Raw genomic sequence first — 14,355 nt, 5'->3', positions numbered from 1 at the left:
TTCAACTAAAAAAATAATGTTAAAATGACGAATATAAAGGCAGTATATAAAATGATGGAATAAGTTAATGATGTTGTCGCAAATTCTGCATCTGCTCCGTAACCTTTTGCTAAAATGGGTAACGCATTTTGAACTGGCATGGCAGATTGTAAAATAAAGACTTTTAACATCAAACTAGGTACAGGAATAATAAAAGATAACCCATATACCACAAGCGGTGAAATAATATAGCGACCAAGCATCACACCCGCGACATCTTTATCCATTTTTAAATTTTTAAATCCTGTTTGATAAATGATAATGCCAATCACAAAAAGAGACAGAGCGGTTGTCATCCCACCAACATAAGAAGAAAAATCAATCATCGGTTTTGGCACGGCCATATCAGTCAACATCCATAAAATTCCAACAAAAAACCCTAAAATAGCCGGTGACAATAATTGCTTCAATAATTTTTCAAAACTAAAATTGGCTTTTTCTAAACGGTTATCTGGGTTATCTCGACTAATCAACATAATACCAACTGTAAAGAAAAACGTGGTATTACAAATATAGTAAAGCAATGCATAAGGAATGGCTTTTTCACCAAAAATAGCCATATTGACAGGTAATCCCATGAAAATAGTATTAGCCGCCGTAAACATGGTACGAAACGATCCCTTACGCGTATCTGGTACACGTGTAAAACGAGAATACACCATACTAATCAAAAACGTCACAATAATTGAGACAAATGGTAATGCTAATCCTGTGAATAGTTCTAAAAATTCTGCTCGAGTAAATTTTTGGGTCATATTTAAAAACATACTTAAAGGTAACGTGATATTTAACACTAATTTTGAAAATACATTAGCGATATGATTATCAAACCATTGTTTTTTAGTCAGCATATAGCCTAAAAAGATCATCGCAAATACCACTAAAATATTTAAATACGCCGTAATCATCTAATTGTTTATCCTTTCATTTAGATAATAACGTGGCAATCGATCCGTTAAGCCACACACGATTTCATAATTAATCGTGTCAATAAATTCAGCAGCGTCATCTAATGTGTTTTCTAGCTCACCATTTTTTCCAAAAATAGTCACCGGTGTCCCAACAGCGTATCTTTTTGACAAACGAATCATACATTGATCCATACACACGCGTCCCACTATTTCAGCATATTCTCCATCAATAATCACCTTATAACCTTGGAATTTACGAATCAATCCATCCGCATAACCAATGGGAAGTGTGCCAATCCATTCTTCCTTTTCAGCAGTATAAGTCGCACCATACCCAATTTTTTCTCCGGCAGACACTTGTTTAACATGGATTAGCTCGGTTGTAAGAGACAACGCTGGTTTTAACTCATAAGGCAGATCAAGGACTTTCCCTGAAGGATTTAAGCCATATAATGCATCACCAAAACGAATCAAATTACTATTCCACGCATCATGCCATAAAGCTGTCGCCGAGTTTGATGTGTGAATGTAGCGAATGTCTAAATCAGAGAAAATATCCATTGCACGAGTAAATCGTTGTTGTTGCAATTCAAAATACGTCGTGTCTTTCGTATCTGCACAAGAAAAATGCGTGAAAATACCATCTAACGTCATGTGATTGGATAAAACAAATAATTCTTTTGCTTGAACCATTTCATCTTCATCTCTTAATCCAATGCGTCCCATCCCTGTATCAATTTTTAAATGCACACTTAATGGATTCATCATAGGTTTTTCTGCTAGAGTCTCTTCAACTTGTTTTAGCCATTCAAGTGAAGGAGCAGTTAAAGAAATGCTTTGTGAGATAGCTAAATCGATATAGTTTGGCGACACATAACTCAATACTAAAATCGGTAACGTGATGCCGGCTTCTCTTAATTCCAGTGCTTCATCCAAATTTGACACGCAAAAACCTGTTGCACCGGCTTTTTCGGCTGCTTGTGCGACTTTGATTGCACCATGACCGTATGCATTGGCTTTAACGACTGCAAATAAGACTTGCTCATCATTTAATCTAGCTAATTCTTGTTTAATATTGTATTCAATGGCAGATAAATCCACCACAACTTGACTTGGTCTATGTGTACTTTCTATCATTATTCTTCACTCTTTTCCATTAAATTTATTAAAAAAGAAGGATAATTTAAATTATCCTCCTACCATGTCACTATTTTTTAGGAATAACACCTATCCCGATTGATTTTTCCCCCAGATGGGTCCCAATAACTGGACCGAAATCACATAAAATGACTTCTAATTGGCTATCTCTTTTTAGCATGTCTTCTTTTACGTGTTCTGCTACCTCTATGTTATTGCAATGGATCACATAAAACATACTGTCATGTGGTTTACTTGGCACTTCCTCAAGCACAATATCAATCACGCGAGACAAGGCTTTTTTCTGAGAACGAATTTTTTCTGATAAAATAATGTCACCGTCTTGGAAACGTAAAATAGGTTTGATTTTTAATAAGGTTCCAATAATTGCTGCCCCATTTTTTAACCGTCCACCACGAACTAAGTGATTTAAATCATCCACGACAATATACCCTTCTGCAAATCGTCTCATTTCTTCTAAATGTTGAATCATCTCTTTAGGGTTTGCTTCCTTATGTTCAGTCATCTCCAAAGCGACTTCAACCATTCGACCCATTGGACCACTTGTAATATAAGAATCAAATGGATAAATATCGATGTCAGAAAAATCTTTTGAAATACCATTTAATGTCGTAATAAATCCAGATATCCCAGTTGATAGATGAATACTAATTACTGCATCATATCCTGACTTAGCTAATGTTTCGTAAAGTTCATAAACTTCACCCAGTGCAGGTTGGCTAGTTTTAGGAAATTCTTTGGCTACTTTTAATTTTTCATAAAATGCTTCGTCTGTAATATCAATTCCTTCTTGATAAACCACATCATCAATGATTAATGGAACAGATAAGACAAATAAATTTTTATGATTTTGGTACTGCTCTTGTATATAAGCGGTGCTATCCGTCACTATTGCAATCTTCATTGTATTTCCTCAATTCTATTTACTACGCTAAGTTCACAACTTACATTATAGGTTTCTTAGAGTTTAAAGTAAAGTCTGAAAACTATTTTATTTACTGAAAAATTTCTGTATGGCTTGCTTATTCATTTCTTCATTGATTTCCAAGACACTTCCGGCGTAGTCATAGTAGCCATTGTTCCATGAACCTTCGACTGGAACTGTTAAGATTTCAAGTGATTTATGTGAACTGAATAAATAACTACTTCCAACCGACAGATAAGTAGACATTGGTACGTCCGTTTGCGTGTAGCCAACAACCGCTCCTAACATCTCTGGTAACTTCCATGCATGAAGTGGATTTGTTGCTTGTTTCGTGATAGCACTCATGACTTGTTGCTGACGTCTCACGCGACCAAAGTCTCCTTCAGCATCTTTTCTAAAACGAGCATATTGCAAGGCTTCATGACCACTTAAATTAGTCTGCCCTTTTTTAATCACTGTTCCTTCAACTTCTAAATCTTTTTCAGCTGTAATTGGCAAGCCACGTGGTGCTAACACGTCAATCATTTTAGGAAACGAATCAAAATTAACGACCGCATAATATTGAATCGGGATACCAAAATTAGTTTCAATCGTTTGTCTCACCATCTCTGGTCCACCATATGAATACGCTGCATTGATTTTATTGTATTCAAGTCCATCATGTGTCGGTATCCCAACAAACGTATCTCTCATAATTGATACAATTTGAGGTTGCTTCGTTTTTCGATTATAATGGGCAATCATAATCGAATCCGAACGACCTTGGTCTTCTCCACGCGAGTCACTACCTAGTAATAAAATATTGATGCTATCGTCGTGACTTTTTTGACCATTAAAAGCTGTCATGTTAAACTCTTTATTATCTTTATCTACCTTAGCTGTAAAATACCCTTTAGCATACCCCACACCAGATAACCCAATTAATGCAACGAGTACGATTAATACCTTGAAAAGAAACGATTTTTTCTTCTTTGGTTTCTTTTTCGGCGTAACGTCTTGGCTCGTGGGTCGTTGTGTGTCACTAGGTTGTCGTCTGTCACTTTTTTTATCTTTTGGTGCATATTTTTTGGCTTCCTCTTGTCTTCTTTTATCCATCCGAGACATTCCAGGCATAAGACTCTCCCCTTATCATAAAGAAAAGATACCCTCTATCTAGTTGATAGGATATCTTTTCACGTTTCTTTCTTATCCTTCTATTTGATTTTCTTCTAAATCTTGAAAACCAAAGAAATCATTCATTTCAATTGTAATTACTTTATCTAAACCCATCGTGATGGATTCGACAAAATGAGGTTGGTTCATTAATTTCGCTGTGGCGTCGGTTAACTTAAACATAATAGGCGAAAATTCACCAAACTGTGTCTTCAAACAAATAATTGAAACAAATTCATCATTTGTCATTAAGGTAAAATAATCCGCATACTTATTATCAAATACAATGTTCCAATCGTGCATTGTGTGCCATTTCATACTGAATTACCTCCACTTTTTCATCTATTATAGCACATATAGCACAAAAAAAATCAACAGTCTGTTAGATTACAGACTGTTGATTCATTGATTATTTCGCACGTTTCATGTAGTTTCCTTCAGACGTGTTAATTTCTAATTTATCGCCTACTTCGATAAAATCAGGAACGTTTACTACTAAGCCTGTTTCCATTGTCGCTGGTTTACCAGAACCTGAAACAGTTGCCCCTTTAATAGAAGGTTGAGTTTCTGCTACTGTTAACACAACAGATGATGGTAAAGATACCCCAACAACTTCTGTATCGTAAAATTGGATTGATACCTCCATGTTGTCTAACAAGTAGTTTAATTCATGTTCAATCACTGATACGGGAATTTCATATTGTTCATATGTTTCTAAATCCATAAACACTGCCATATCATCTTGGATATATAAGTATTGTACAGCTTTTGTATCAATATGTGCTTTTTTTACTTTTTCATCAGGACGCATCGTTGTTTCAACGGTTGAACCTGAACGTAAATCTTTTAGTTTCATACGCATAACCGTATTACCTTTACCAGGTTTATGATGGCTTGCTTCTAAAACTTTGATTAATTTACCATCTTTTTCAAATGTGTTTCCTGCTCTTAAATCAACTGCTGATATCATTTTTCAATCTCCCTTAATAGTTACTAATCGTATCATAGCATAAAATGAGCCATAATAAAATATTCTTGTGGTAAAAACGACTAAAAAACACGTCCTAGACACGTTTATAAACTGACTATAAACCAAACTTAGATTATTCATGAACCAAATATACGATTATAAAACGAGATGCCTTCTGTCATCTCTGGCTTTAATTTTTTCATCAGCAAGTACTCACTTGGCACGTCAAGTGGAATCCTCACATGAGAATTCTTAGCTGATACATAACCAAATCGACTATAAAAGGATGGATCACCTAAAATCGTAATAAAGGTATGTTCCGTTTCTTTTGCTCGTTTTTCTAACTCTAATAACACGTGGCTACCAATTCCTTGATTTTGATAATCAGGTACTACTGAAAGAGGTGCTAATACCAAACCTTTCAAGTCATTTGTATCATTTTTAACCACTGCCTCACTTAACAAACCATGTCCCACAATATCACTATCTACAAGAGCCACCACTTCCAACTCTTGGTTGTAAGTTGGTAGTTCTCTAATTGTTTCGACTAATGTTGCTTCACCATTATGACCATGATCACTTTGCTCAAAAGCCTTAGTAATCACTTCTTTAACGTGTTTATCATCTTCAGTTTGGATTGTTCTTAACTTCATTGGTTTAACACCTTGATTTAAAAACAAATCTTTTTTGAAATGATGCCATTCATTTTATTTGCTGACGAATTTGACCACAAAAATACAACTTTAGTTGGATATCCTCACATAAATTTAAGTATAAAATAGATAATGTAAGAACAATATAACCAAAGGAGATTGATCACATGCTTATTACAACAACAGAAAATATCCCTGGAAAAAACTATGAAATCATTGGCGAAGTATTTGGTTTAACAACAAATTCTAAAAACGTGGTTCGCAATATCGGTGCCGGCCTTAAAAATATTGTCGGTGGAGAAATCAAAGCCTACACTGAAATGCAAGAAGAATCTCGTGAATTAGCAATTCAACGATTAAAAGAGAACGCAAAAAATATGGGAGCTGATGCGATTGTGATGATGCGTTTTGATTCAGGCTCTATTGGAACTGATATGCAATCAGTTGCTGCTTATGGTACAGCGGTCAAATTTATATAACCATTCCCACTATGACAATAAACACAAAAAAACTTGCAACCAGTTTGGCTGCAAGTTTTCTTTTTTTAATACATTTCTAAATATTGCTCGCGTTCCCATTCAGAAACTGATTGACGGTAAGCATCCCACTCCATACGTTTTGCTTCAATAAAGTTATTGAAGATATGACTTCCTAATGCTTCTTTAACCATTTCATCGTCTTTCATTGCCTTAATAGCATTATGTAAAGTAGATGGTAAGTCAGTGATATGTGCGGCTTCGCGTTCTTCTTCCGTCATCACATAAATATTACGATCCACAGCTTTAGGTGGATTAAGTTTACGTTTAATCCCATCTAAACCAGCTTGTAATAACACTGCCATTGCTAAATAGGGATTAGCCGTTGGATCAACTGAACGTAATTCTAAACGGGTTGATAAGCCACGAGAACTTGGGACACGTACTAATGGCGAACGGTTTTTACCACTCCATGCCACATAAACAGGTGCTTCATAACCAGGTACGAGACGTTTGTATGAGTTAACAATTGGGTTACATACGGCTGTATACCCTCTAGCATGTTCTAACAAACCACCTAAGAAATGATAAGCAGTTTCACTTAATTGATCGTCACCATTTTCGTCAAAGAAGGCATTTCCTTGCTCGTTAAATAAAGACATGTTGATGTGCATGCCACTACCAGCAATGCCATGCAATGGTTTTGGCATAAATGTAGCGTGTAAGCCATGTTTTCTAGCAATGGTGCGAACAACTAATTCAAATGTTTGGATATTGTCACACGCTTCCACTGCATCAGCGTATTTAAAATCAATTTCATGTTGTCCTGGTCCACATTCATGGTGAGACGCTTCTACTTCAAATCCTAAACTTTCTAATTCTAATACAATATCACGACGACAATTTTCACCTAAGTCAACTGGCGCATAGTCAAAGTAGCCACCTTGGTCATTTAATTTTTTCGTCGGGTTGCCATTTTCATCTAATTTAAATAAGAAAAATTCAGGTTCAGGTCCAATATTAAATCCAGTAAAACCTAATTCTTTCATTTATTTCATAATACGTTTTAAGTTACTACGAGGATCTCCAGCAAAAGGTTTGCCGTCTGTTCCATAAACATCACAAATCACACGGGCTACTTTTCCTTTTTCACTTTCCCATGGAAAAACCATCCATGTGGCAAGATCAGGATATAAATACATGTCACTTTCTTCGATACGCACAAATCCTTCGATGGAAGATCCGTCAAACATCATTTTGTTGTCTAAAACTTTATCTAATTGGCTAATTGGAACTTCTACGTTTTTAATTCTACCTAAAATGTCAGTAAACATTAGTCTTAAGAATCGAACATTTTCTTTTTCTACAACTGCTTTGATTTCTTCTTTTGTTGAATAATTTGCCATTGTTTTCCACCCTTTTAATTAAAGTTTTAACACCTAGTATCTGTTAAAGCGACTTTCTTTCATTAAATCATTGTATAAAGCAATCCGGATTTTTTCTTCTGATAATTTTTCCTGTTTTCTTTTTTCCTTATCAAAAGATGCTTTAATGTCTTTAATGGTATACCCATCGTCTAACATGTCTTTTATGTCCAGTAGAAGATCAATATCATTGAGAGAAAATAATCGATTGTTTCCTTCATTTCTTTCAGGATGAATTAATTGTTGTTCTTCATAGTAACGAATTTGCCTTGCAGTCAGTTCTGTTAGTAACATCACCGAGCCAATCGGAAACACAGATTTACTACGTTTTAAGTCTCTTTTATTCATTTTTCTTCTCCTTTCATAAAAGGTTAAAAACAGGATAACAATAAAAAAAAAGAAAGTCAATTAATCATGTTAGATTATCTAACACAATTAACTAACTTTCTAAAAACTTTAGAAATAGATACTATTGACTGCTTCACAGACGGCAATTTTAACATGTTCATACGTTAATCCACCTTGAACATACAATTGGTATGGTTCTCTTATTGGCCCATCAGCTGTTAGTTCCAAGCTACCACCTTGCACAAATGTTCCAGCAGCCATAATCACATCATCCTCGTATCCCGGCATATATGAAGGGATTGGCAAAACATGTGCGTCAATTGGTGAACATGTTTGAATGGATTGACAAAAGGCAATCATTTTTTCCTTATCATTTAATTCAATCATTTGAATTAAATCCGTGCGTTTATCGTTCCATTTTGGTGTTGACTCTACATCAAACTTTTCTAATAATCGCGCGGTAAAAATCGCCCCCTGAATGGCTTGACTGACGGCATGTGGTGCTAAGAAAAATCCTTGTAGCATCTCATGTGTGCTATAAATCATCGCACCACCCTCACCACCAACTCCAGGCGTGGTTAAACGATACGATACTTTGTCAACTAAGTCTTCTTTTCCGACAATGTATCCACCCGTTTTGGCAATACCACCACCAGGATTTTTTATTAGAGAACCTGCCATAATATCTGCCCCAACATCAGTTGGCTCGATTTCTTCAGCAAATTCGCCGTAACAATTATCAACAAATACCACCAAATTCTCATCAATTTGCTTAACAAATCGAATCATCTCACCAATTTGTTCGACAGTAAATGATGGACGAGAATCATAACCACGTGAGCGTTGAATGGCGATAACTTTTGTTTTATCAGAAATAGCTTCTTTTATTTTTTCAAAGTCCACCAAGCCATTTTCTTTTAATGCCACTTCTTTATACTCAATGTTGTATTCTTTTAACGACCCAATGCCATCTCCAGCGACCCCTATCACTTCAAGCAATGTGTCATAAGGTGTGCCAGTAATGTAAATCAATTCATCATTTGGACGAAGCAAACCAAATAGAGTCATCGAAATCGCGTGCGTGCCTGAGACGATATGTGGTCTCACTAACGCTTTTTCTGCATGAAATACTGACGCGTAAACTGCTTCTAATGCATCTCTTCCAATATCATCATATCCATACCCCGTTGATGGGACAAAATGACTTTCTGATACGTGATGTTCTCTAAACGCATCTAACACTTTTGCTTGATTAGCTAATGCAACATCTTGCATTTTTTGACGTTCTTCTAATATATCTTTATCCACCTCTTCGATGGTTTCTACTAACTCTGGATGTAACTTACCACTCCAACTCATCTTCACTATCCCCTTTTCTCCAACGTGCCACATTTTTTGCGTACCCGATTAATTCATATTCATTCAAAGATTCATCATATTCATAACTTTCCAATAACGTCGCATCTTTTAATTGATTAAAATCTTTCATTTCTGCTGGTGAATAAAATAAATGGTACTTGGTTAAGTTTTCTTTTAAAAATGTCATAATATCTTGTGTTAATTTCTCTTTATCCTCTAAGCGTCTAGCTGATACTAAACAATTTGGAAAGAGTGTTGGCACAAATTCTGTTTCCAATAAATCCGCCTTATTGTAGACAGTCAGCACTGGAATATGGTCCATATCCAACTCATGCAACAATTTTAGTACGGTTTTTTCTTGCTGGTCACGATTAGTTGACGTCACATCGACTACATGAAGTAAAAAGTCCATGGCTTTACTTTCTTCAAGAGTTGATTGAAAAGCTTCAATTAATTGTGTCGGTAAATCTTGAATAAACCCAACTGTATCAGTCAATGTCACCTGTGTTCCTGTTGGCAATTCCCATTTTTTCGTTAATGGGTCAAGAGTCGCAAATAATTGATCTTCTGAATACGTATTTGCTTTCGTCAACAAATTCATAATGGTTGATTTTCCAGCATTGGTGTAACCAATCAAGCCCACTTGCATGGTGTCAGATTCTTGACGTTTTTTACGACTTCTTTCGCGATGTTTTTCAATTTCTTTTAACTCTTGTTTAATCTGTGTCATCTTAAATCTGATGTGACGTCGATCTGTTTCAAGTTTTGTCTCCCCTGGTCCACGTGTCCCAATACCCCCACCAAGACGTGACATACTGGCTCCTTGTCCACTTAATCTTGGTAAAAGATATGACAACTGCGCCAGTTCAACTTGCAACTGACCTTCTTTTGATTTTGCTCTTAAGGCAAAAATATCTAAAATTAATTGCACACGGTCAATCACTTTTACTTTCACGGCTTCTTCAATCACAGCTGTCTGTCTAGCAGTTAACTCATGATTAAAAATCACCATGTCCGCATCGGTTGATGCCACAAGTGCTTCAAGTTCAACTAATTTTCCTTTACCGACAATGGTTCTACGGTCAATTGTTGGTCTTTTTTGTGTCATTGTCCCAACGACTTCACCTTGTGCCGTCTGTGTTAGATTTTCTAATTCCTTCATTGATTCGTCAAAATAATAAAAATTTTCTTGGGTTTCAACCCCCACGGTTACAACGCGTTCTATCATGTCATTCCTTCTTTCATATCCAACCACTTAGAAACATCCTCTTCTAGTTTACTCATATTGGTCTCGTCTAAAACAATATCCCACCACTCAACAGGCATTCGATTTCTAAACCAAGTCAATTGGCGTTTAGCATACTGTCTTGAATGTTGTTTCACTTCCTCCACTGATTTTTCCAGTGAACACTTTCCTTCAAAATAAGGAAAAAATTCTTTGTAGCCAATGCCTTGACTTGCTTGTGGGCAATCTAACTCGTAGACCATCTTGGCTTCATCTAACAAACCTTCATCCATCATGATGTCAACTCGCTGATTGATTCTATTATACAAAACTTCTCGATCAGTGGTTAACCCAATCAGTTTCACATCAAACGAACTTTTTGACAAATCCATTAAATCAATCTGTTGTTGCTCACTGATACTTTTTCCCGTTAAATCAAATATTTCCAACGCACGTATCACACGTTTTCGGTTATTCGGGTGAATAGTATCTGCCCCTTTTTTATCCATTTTTTCTAATTCTTGCCATAATTCTTCATTAGATAAGTTTTCAGCAAACTCTTCCCACTTTTTACGGCTTTTCTTTTCCTCATCGCTTACCTCTGATGAGCCTAAATGAAAATCATAAAGGAGCGACTGAATGTAAAGACCTGTGCCACCTACTATAATAGGCAATTTATTTTGTAAGGCTAATTCATTTATACACTCTGTTGCATGACGTTTAAATTCATGAGCGGAATAGGTTTCTGTTGGTTCCTTAATGTCAATTAAATGATGTGGCACACCTTGCATCTCTTCTGTCGTTACTTTCGCTGTGCCAATATCTAATTGTTTGTAAACTTGTAGTGAATCCCCACTAATAACCTCGCCATTAAAGCGTTGACTTAGTTTGACTCCTAGAGCCGTTTTTCCAACTGCAGTCGGCCCAACGATAACAAGAACTTTTTGTTTATCCATTATCTCTTACCTCTAATGCTTTTTTAGGAAAATCTGTGAACATCCCTGCCAAATGGTGCTTCATACAAAATTGCATATCGGCTTCTTTATTCACTGTCCACGGTCTAATCGTTTCAATGTCTGTCGTTTGATCCATATGTCGTTTCAACCATCGAATATCTGGATGAAAACTATTTATCCCTCGTTGTTTATCTAACCATGCAACATCTCTTTGATTTCCAAATGAAATAAAGGCTGTTTCATAAGTATCATCCAGTGCTTTAAGTCGTCTCACTGTATCACGATTAAAACTAGATAACACAACTGTACAAGACAAGTCAGCTTGTTCCAAAGCTCGCAACACTTTTTGTTCGATACCTAAGTATTCTACTCTATCTGTTTTTAATTCGATATTCAACAACCCACTAAACCGATTATGTTTTAATAAATTTAAAACTTCTTCTAATGTTGGGATTCTTGTATCTTTGTATTCTTCAGCAAACCAAGATCCTGCATCTAGTTCTTTAATTTCTGCTAAAGTTAAATCCTTTACCCACCCTTTTGCATTCGTGGTTCGGTTTAATTTTTCATCATGAATCACAACCAACTTACCATCACATGTTAACTGAACATCTAATTCGATTCCATCTGCCTTTACATCAATGGCTTCTTGAAACGCCGGTAGTGTGTTTTCTGGATGCGTTCCTTTACTTCCTCTATGTGCGATTACTTTTATCATTTTATCACTTCCATTCACATACAATTTTACCATTTTAAAATGAAATTAATAGATGTTGTATGCCTTATCACTAGATTTTTATTATAAAATGCGTATAATAAAGGTATAAATTCAGATAAGGACGTGAGGTACTATGAAGAAATTTTCAAAAGGATTTTTAGTAGGAACTGCAACCACTTTAGCCGCTTTAACAGGTGTGGCTTTAGGCGTTAAAAAAGTTCTAATTGAACCAATCGAAGAAAAAGAAGAATTAATTGAAGATAACCGTAAAAAAGCAATGAGAAAAAGTAGAGCAAGATAGTATTATTTGACCAAAAAATAGCTAATGTTATTTTTTGGTTTTTTTATTACCACCGAAAGGAGTTTTTTACATGACTATTGAAGAAATCAAACAAGAAATCATCTCAGACCCAGAGAATAAAGAATTTACCGATAAAGGATGGCAACCCATCTTTATGGCTTATCCTGAAGCAAAAATTTTAATAATTGGACAAGCGCCTGGTATTAGAACGCAAGAAAAAGGACAAGTCTTTCGCGATAAAAGTGGTGCAAAACTACGTGAATGGATGGGTGTAACAGACGACATATTTTATAATTCAAAACAAATTGCCGTATTGCCACTTGATTTTTATTTTCCAGGAAAAGCAACTCATGGTGACTTACCACCTAGAAAGAATTTTACTGCAAAATGGCACCCAGCTTTAATTGACTGCATGCCAAACATTGAGTTAACTATTTTGATGGGGACATATGCTCAAAAGTATTATTTAAAAGATAAAGCGAAAAAAACATTAACCGAAACAGTTTTTGCTTATGAAGAATACTTACCAACCTATTTCCCTATTGTCCACTCATCTCCACTAAATTTTCGTTGGTTTGCCAAACATCCAGAATTTCAATCAGATATTGTTCCCGTTTTTAAAGAACACGTCCAACAATTAATAAAATAGTTAATAAATCTTCATAAAAAATTCATTGTTATAAATATTTTTAGCATTATACTCATAGTATATTTTATTTAGGAGATGACAATATGTGTACATCAGTTAGTTTTAATGGAAACCATCATTATTTTGGACGAAACCTTGATTTAGATTACACATTTAATCAAGAAGTCGTCATTACACCTAGAAATGTCGTGTTTGAATTAAGAAACGGGCAAACTTTATCCTCTCATTTTGCGATGATTGGCATGGCTGTAATTTCAGATAACTACCCACTTTATTTTGATGCGACCAATGAAAAAGGCTTGAGTATCGCTGGATTGAACTATCCTAAAAATGCTTTTTATCAACCAGACGAAAAGACAGAAAAAAGTATCGCATCTTTTGAGTTGATTCCTTATGTGTTGTCTCAATGTACCACCATTGATGAGGTTAAATCACTTTTAGATGATCTCATTATCACTGATGTGGCTTTCAGTCCTGAGTTTCCAAACTCTCCACTGCATTGGATCATTGCTGATAAACATGCTGCTATAACAGTTGAGTCTGATAGAGATGGTTTACATGTCTATGACAATCCTGTCGGTGTTTTGACAAACAATCCACCATTTCCCACTCAACTATTTAATTTAAACAACTACAGACATTTATCTTCTAAAACAAGTGCGAACTTATTTGCACCAGAACTAGATTTAGATATCTACAGTAATGGTATGGGAGCAATTGGTTTACCAGGAGATTTATCCTCTATGTCACGTTTTGTTCGTGCAACCTTCACTAAAGAACACAGCCTAAAATTTCAAACTGTGGAAGAAGATATCAATCAGTTTTTCCATATTTTATCTTCTGTGTGGCAAACAAAAGGGTTATGCGACGTTGGCGAGGAACACTATGAATATACTATCTATTCTTCTTGTTGTGATACAGATACAGGCATTTATTACTATAAAACCTATAATAATAGCCAAATTAGTGCCGTTTACTTGCATCATGAAGACCTTGACGCCTCAGATTTAATCCATTATCCATTAGTAACCAAAACAAGTATTCATTCAGTCAATTAAAAAAGATGTCGGACCTTTCCGACATCTTTTTTT

At 35.5% G+C, this 14,355-nt stretch carries 16 protein-coding genes and 1 pseudogene; 4 read left to right on the top strand and 13 right to left on the bottom strand.

From position 1 onward, the window contains the following. Nucleotides 1-5: 5 nt before the first annotated feature. The 7 genes from MN581_RS00620 to MN581_RS00590 form a co-directional block, all read right to left on the bottom strand. On the bottom strand, nt 6-947 hold the full coding sequence (locus MN581_RS00620; RefSeq protein ID WP_241698935.1) for an AEC family transporter: 942 nt from the start codon (nt 945-947) through the stop codon (nt 6-8). Then, the gene (gene alr, locus MN581_RS00615) at nt 948-2,087 is read right to left on the bottom strand and encodes an alanine racemase (RefSeq protein WP_241698934.1); all 1,140 of its coding nucleotides are present in this window, start codon (nt 2,085-2,087) and stop codon (nt 948-950) included. Nucleotides 2,088-2,157: 70 nt separating this feature from the next. Further along, on the bottom strand, nt 2,158-3,012 hold the full coding sequence (locus MN581_RS00610; protein WP_241698933.1) for a DegV family protein: 855 nt from the start codon (nt 3,010-3,012) through the stop codon (nt 2,158-2,160). Nucleotides 3,013-3,099: 87 nt separating this feature from the next. Next, on the bottom strand, nt 3,100-4,146 hold the full coding sequence (locus MN581_RS00605; RefSeq protein ID WP_241698932.1) for an LCP family protein: 1,047 nt from the start codon (nt 4,144-4,146) through the stop codon (nt 3,100-3,102). Nucleotides 4,147-4,218: 72 nt separating this feature from the next. Next, nucleotides 4,219-4,503, bottom strand: coding sequence for a hypothetical protein (locus tag MN581_RS00600; protein ID WP_241698931.1), 285 nt, complete (start codon nt 4,501-4,503; stop codon nt 4,219-4,221). 91 nt (nt 4,504-4,594) lie between these two features. Continuing rightward, a complete protein-coding gene (gene efp, locus MN581_RS00595; RefSeq protein ID WP_079344734.1) occupies nt 4,595-5,155 on the bottom strand; it encodes an elongation factor P in 561 nt (186 codons plus the stop codon). Between the two features lie 137 nt (nt 5,156-5,292). Next, nucleotides 5,293-5,808, bottom strand: coding sequence for an N-acetyltransferase (locus MN581_RS00590; protein ID WP_241698930.1), 516 nt, complete (start codon nt 5,806-5,808; stop codon nt 5,293-5,295). A gap of 167 nt (nt 5,809-5,975) precedes the next feature. Between MN581_RS00590 and MN581_RS00585 the strand changes: the two genes are divergently transcribed. After that, nucleotides 5,976-6,287: a heavy metal-binding domain-containing protein gene (locus MN581_RS00585; protein WP_117972182.1), complete on the top strand. Its 312-nt coding sequence runs from the start codon at nt 5,976-5,978 to the stop codon at nt 6,285-6,287. Between the two features lie 65 nt (nt 6,288-6,352). Here the strand turns inward: MN581_RS00585 and glnA are convergent. The 6 genes and pseudogenes from glnA to MN581_RS00555 form a co-directional block, all read right to left on the bottom strand. Then, nucleotides 6,353-7,690, bottom strand: a pseudogene (gene glnA, locus MN581_RS00580) (type I glutamate--ammonia ligase). A gap of 33 nt (nt 7,691-7,723) precedes the next feature. After that, the gene (locus MN581_RS00575; RefSeq protein ID WP_117972180.1) at nt 7,724-8,056 is read right to left on the bottom strand and encodes a MerR family transcriptional regulator; all 333 of its coding nucleotides are present in this window, start codon (nt 8,054-8,056) and stop codon (nt 7,724-7,726) included. A gap of 108 nt (nt 8,057-8,164) precedes the next feature. After that, on the bottom strand, nt 8,165-9,415 hold the full coding sequence (locus MN581_RS00570; RefSeq protein ID WP_241698929.1) for a methionine gamma-lyase family protein: 1,251 nt from the start codon (nt 9,413-9,415) through the stop codon (nt 8,165-8,167). Next, nucleotides 9,399-10,643 (bottom strand): GTPase HflX, encoded by a 1,245-nt coding sequence (gene hflX / locus MN581_RS00565; protein ID WP_241698928.1) that lies wholly within the window; start codon nt 10,641-10,643, stop codon nt 9,399-9,401. The genes MN581_RS00570 and hflX overlap by 17 nt, the downstream gene beginning before the upstream one ends. Further along, complete coding sequence (miaA, locus tag MN581_RS00560) at nt 10,640-11,596, bottom strand: tRNA (adenosine(37)-N6)-dimethylallyltransferase MiaA (RefSeq protein WP_241698927.1); 957 nt, start codon at nt 11,594-11,596, stop codon at nt 10,640-10,642. The genes hflX and miaA overlap by 4 nt, the downstream gene beginning before the upstream one ends. Then, the gene (locus MN581_RS00555; protein WP_241698926.1) at nt 11,589-12,314 is read right to left on the bottom strand and encodes a glycerophosphodiester phosphodiesterase; all 726 of its coding nucleotides are present in this window, start codon (nt 12,312-12,314) and stop codon (nt 11,589-11,591) included. Before MN581_RS00555 ends, miaA begins: the two co-directional genes overlap by 8 nt. A gap of 133 nt (nt 12,315-12,447) precedes the next feature. Between MN581_RS00555 and MN581_RS00550 the strand changes: the two genes are divergently transcribed. From MN581_RS00550 to bsh, 3 genes are all read left to right on the top strand, one after another. Further along, a complete protein-coding gene (locus MN581_RS00550; protein WP_117972175.1) occupies nt 12,448-12,615 on the top strand; it encodes a DUF3042 family protein in 168 nt (55 codons plus the stop codon). Between the two features lie 70 nt (nt 12,616-12,685). After that, the gene (locus tag MN581_RS00545; RefSeq protein ID WP_241698925.1) at nt 12,686-13,264 is read left to right on the top strand and encodes a uracil-DNA glycosylase family protein; all 579 of its coding nucleotides are present in this window, start codon (nt 12,686-12,688) and stop codon (nt 13,262-13,264) included. Nucleotides 13,265-13,347: 83 nt separating this feature from the next. After that, nucleotides 13,348-14,322 carry a choloylglycine hydrolase gene (gene bsh, locus MN581_RS00540; RefSeq protein ID WP_241698924.1) on the top strand — a complete coding sequence of 325 codons (975 nt, stop codon included), beginning with the start codon at nt 13,348-13,350 and terminating at the stop codon, nt 14,320-14,322. Nucleotides 14,323-14,355 lie beyond the last annotated feature (33 nt).

The sequence above is a fragment of the Vagococcus sp. CY53-2 genome, from assembly GCF_022604695.1.
Taxonomy (GTDB): domain Bacteria; phylum Bacillota; class Bacilli; order Lactobacillales; family Vagococcaceae; genus Vagococcus.
This window is presented reverse-complemented; position numbering and strand designations above follow the sequence as displayed.

Excerpts from the sequence above, each read along its gene's own strand:
- MN581_RS00570 (WP_241698929.1), bottom strand. The coding sequence starts at position 9,415 with ATGAGTTGGAGTGGTAAGTTACATCCAGAGTTAGTAGAAACCATCGAA.
- alr (WP_241698934.1), bottom strand. The coding sequence starts at position 2,087 with ATGATAGAAAGTACACATAGACCAAGTCAAGTTGTGGTGGATTTATCT.
- MN581_RS00620 (WP_241698935.1), bottom strand. The coding sequence starts at position 947 with ATGATTACGGCGTATTTAAATATTTTAGTGGTATTTGCGATGATCTTT.
- MN581_RS00545 (WP_241698925.1), top strand. The coding sequence starts at position 12,686 with ATGACTATTGAAGAAATCAAACAAGAAATCATCTCAGACCCAGAGAAT.
- efp (WP_079344734.1), bottom strand. The coding sequence starts at position 5,155 with ATGATATCAGCAGTTGATTTAAGAGCAGGAAACACATTTGAAAAAGAT.
- MN581_RS00575 (WP_117972180.1), bottom strand. The coding sequence starts at position 8,056 with ATGAATAAAAGAGACTTAAAACGTAGTAAATCTGTGTTTCCGATTGGC.
- miaA (WP_241698927.1), bottom strand. The coding sequence starts at position 11,596 with ATGGATAAACAAAAAGTTCTTGTTATCGTTGGGCCGACTGCAGTTGGA.
- hflX (WP_241698928.1), bottom strand. The coding sequence starts at position 10,643 with ATGATAGAACGCGTTGTAACCGTGGGGGTTGAAACCCAAGAAAATTTT.
- MN581_RS00555 (WP_241698926.1), bottom strand. The coding sequence starts at position 12,314 with ATGATAAAAGTAATCGCACATAGAGGAAGTAAAGGAACGCATCCAGAA.
- MN581_RS00585 (WP_117972182.1), top strand. The coding sequence starts at position 5,976 with ATGCTTATTACAACAACAGAAAATATCCCTGGAAAAAACTATGAAATC.
- bsh (WP_241698924.1), top strand. The coding sequence starts at position 13,348 with ATGTGTACATCAGTTAGTTTTAATGGAAACCATCATTATTTTGGACGA.
- MN581_RS00550 (WP_117972175.1), top strand. The coding sequence starts at position 12,448 with ATGAAGAAATTTTCAAAAGGATTTTTAGTAGGAACTGCAACCACTTTA.
- MN581_RS00590 (WP_241698930.1), bottom strand. The coding sequence starts at position 5,808 with ATGAAGTTAAGAACAATCCAAACTGAAGATGATAAACACGTTAAAGAA.
- MN581_RS00610 (WP_241698933.1), bottom strand. The coding sequence starts at position 3,012 with ATGAAGATTGCAATAGTGACGGATAGCACCGCTTATATACAAGAGCAG.
- MN581_RS00605 (WP_241698932.1), bottom strand. The coding sequence starts at position 4,146 with ATGCCTGGAATGTCTCGGATGGATAAAAGAAGACAAGAGGAAGCCAAA.
- MN581_RS00600 (WP_241698931.1), bottom strand. The coding sequence starts at position 4,503 with ATGAAATGGCACACAATGCACGATTGGAACATTGTATTTGATAATAAG.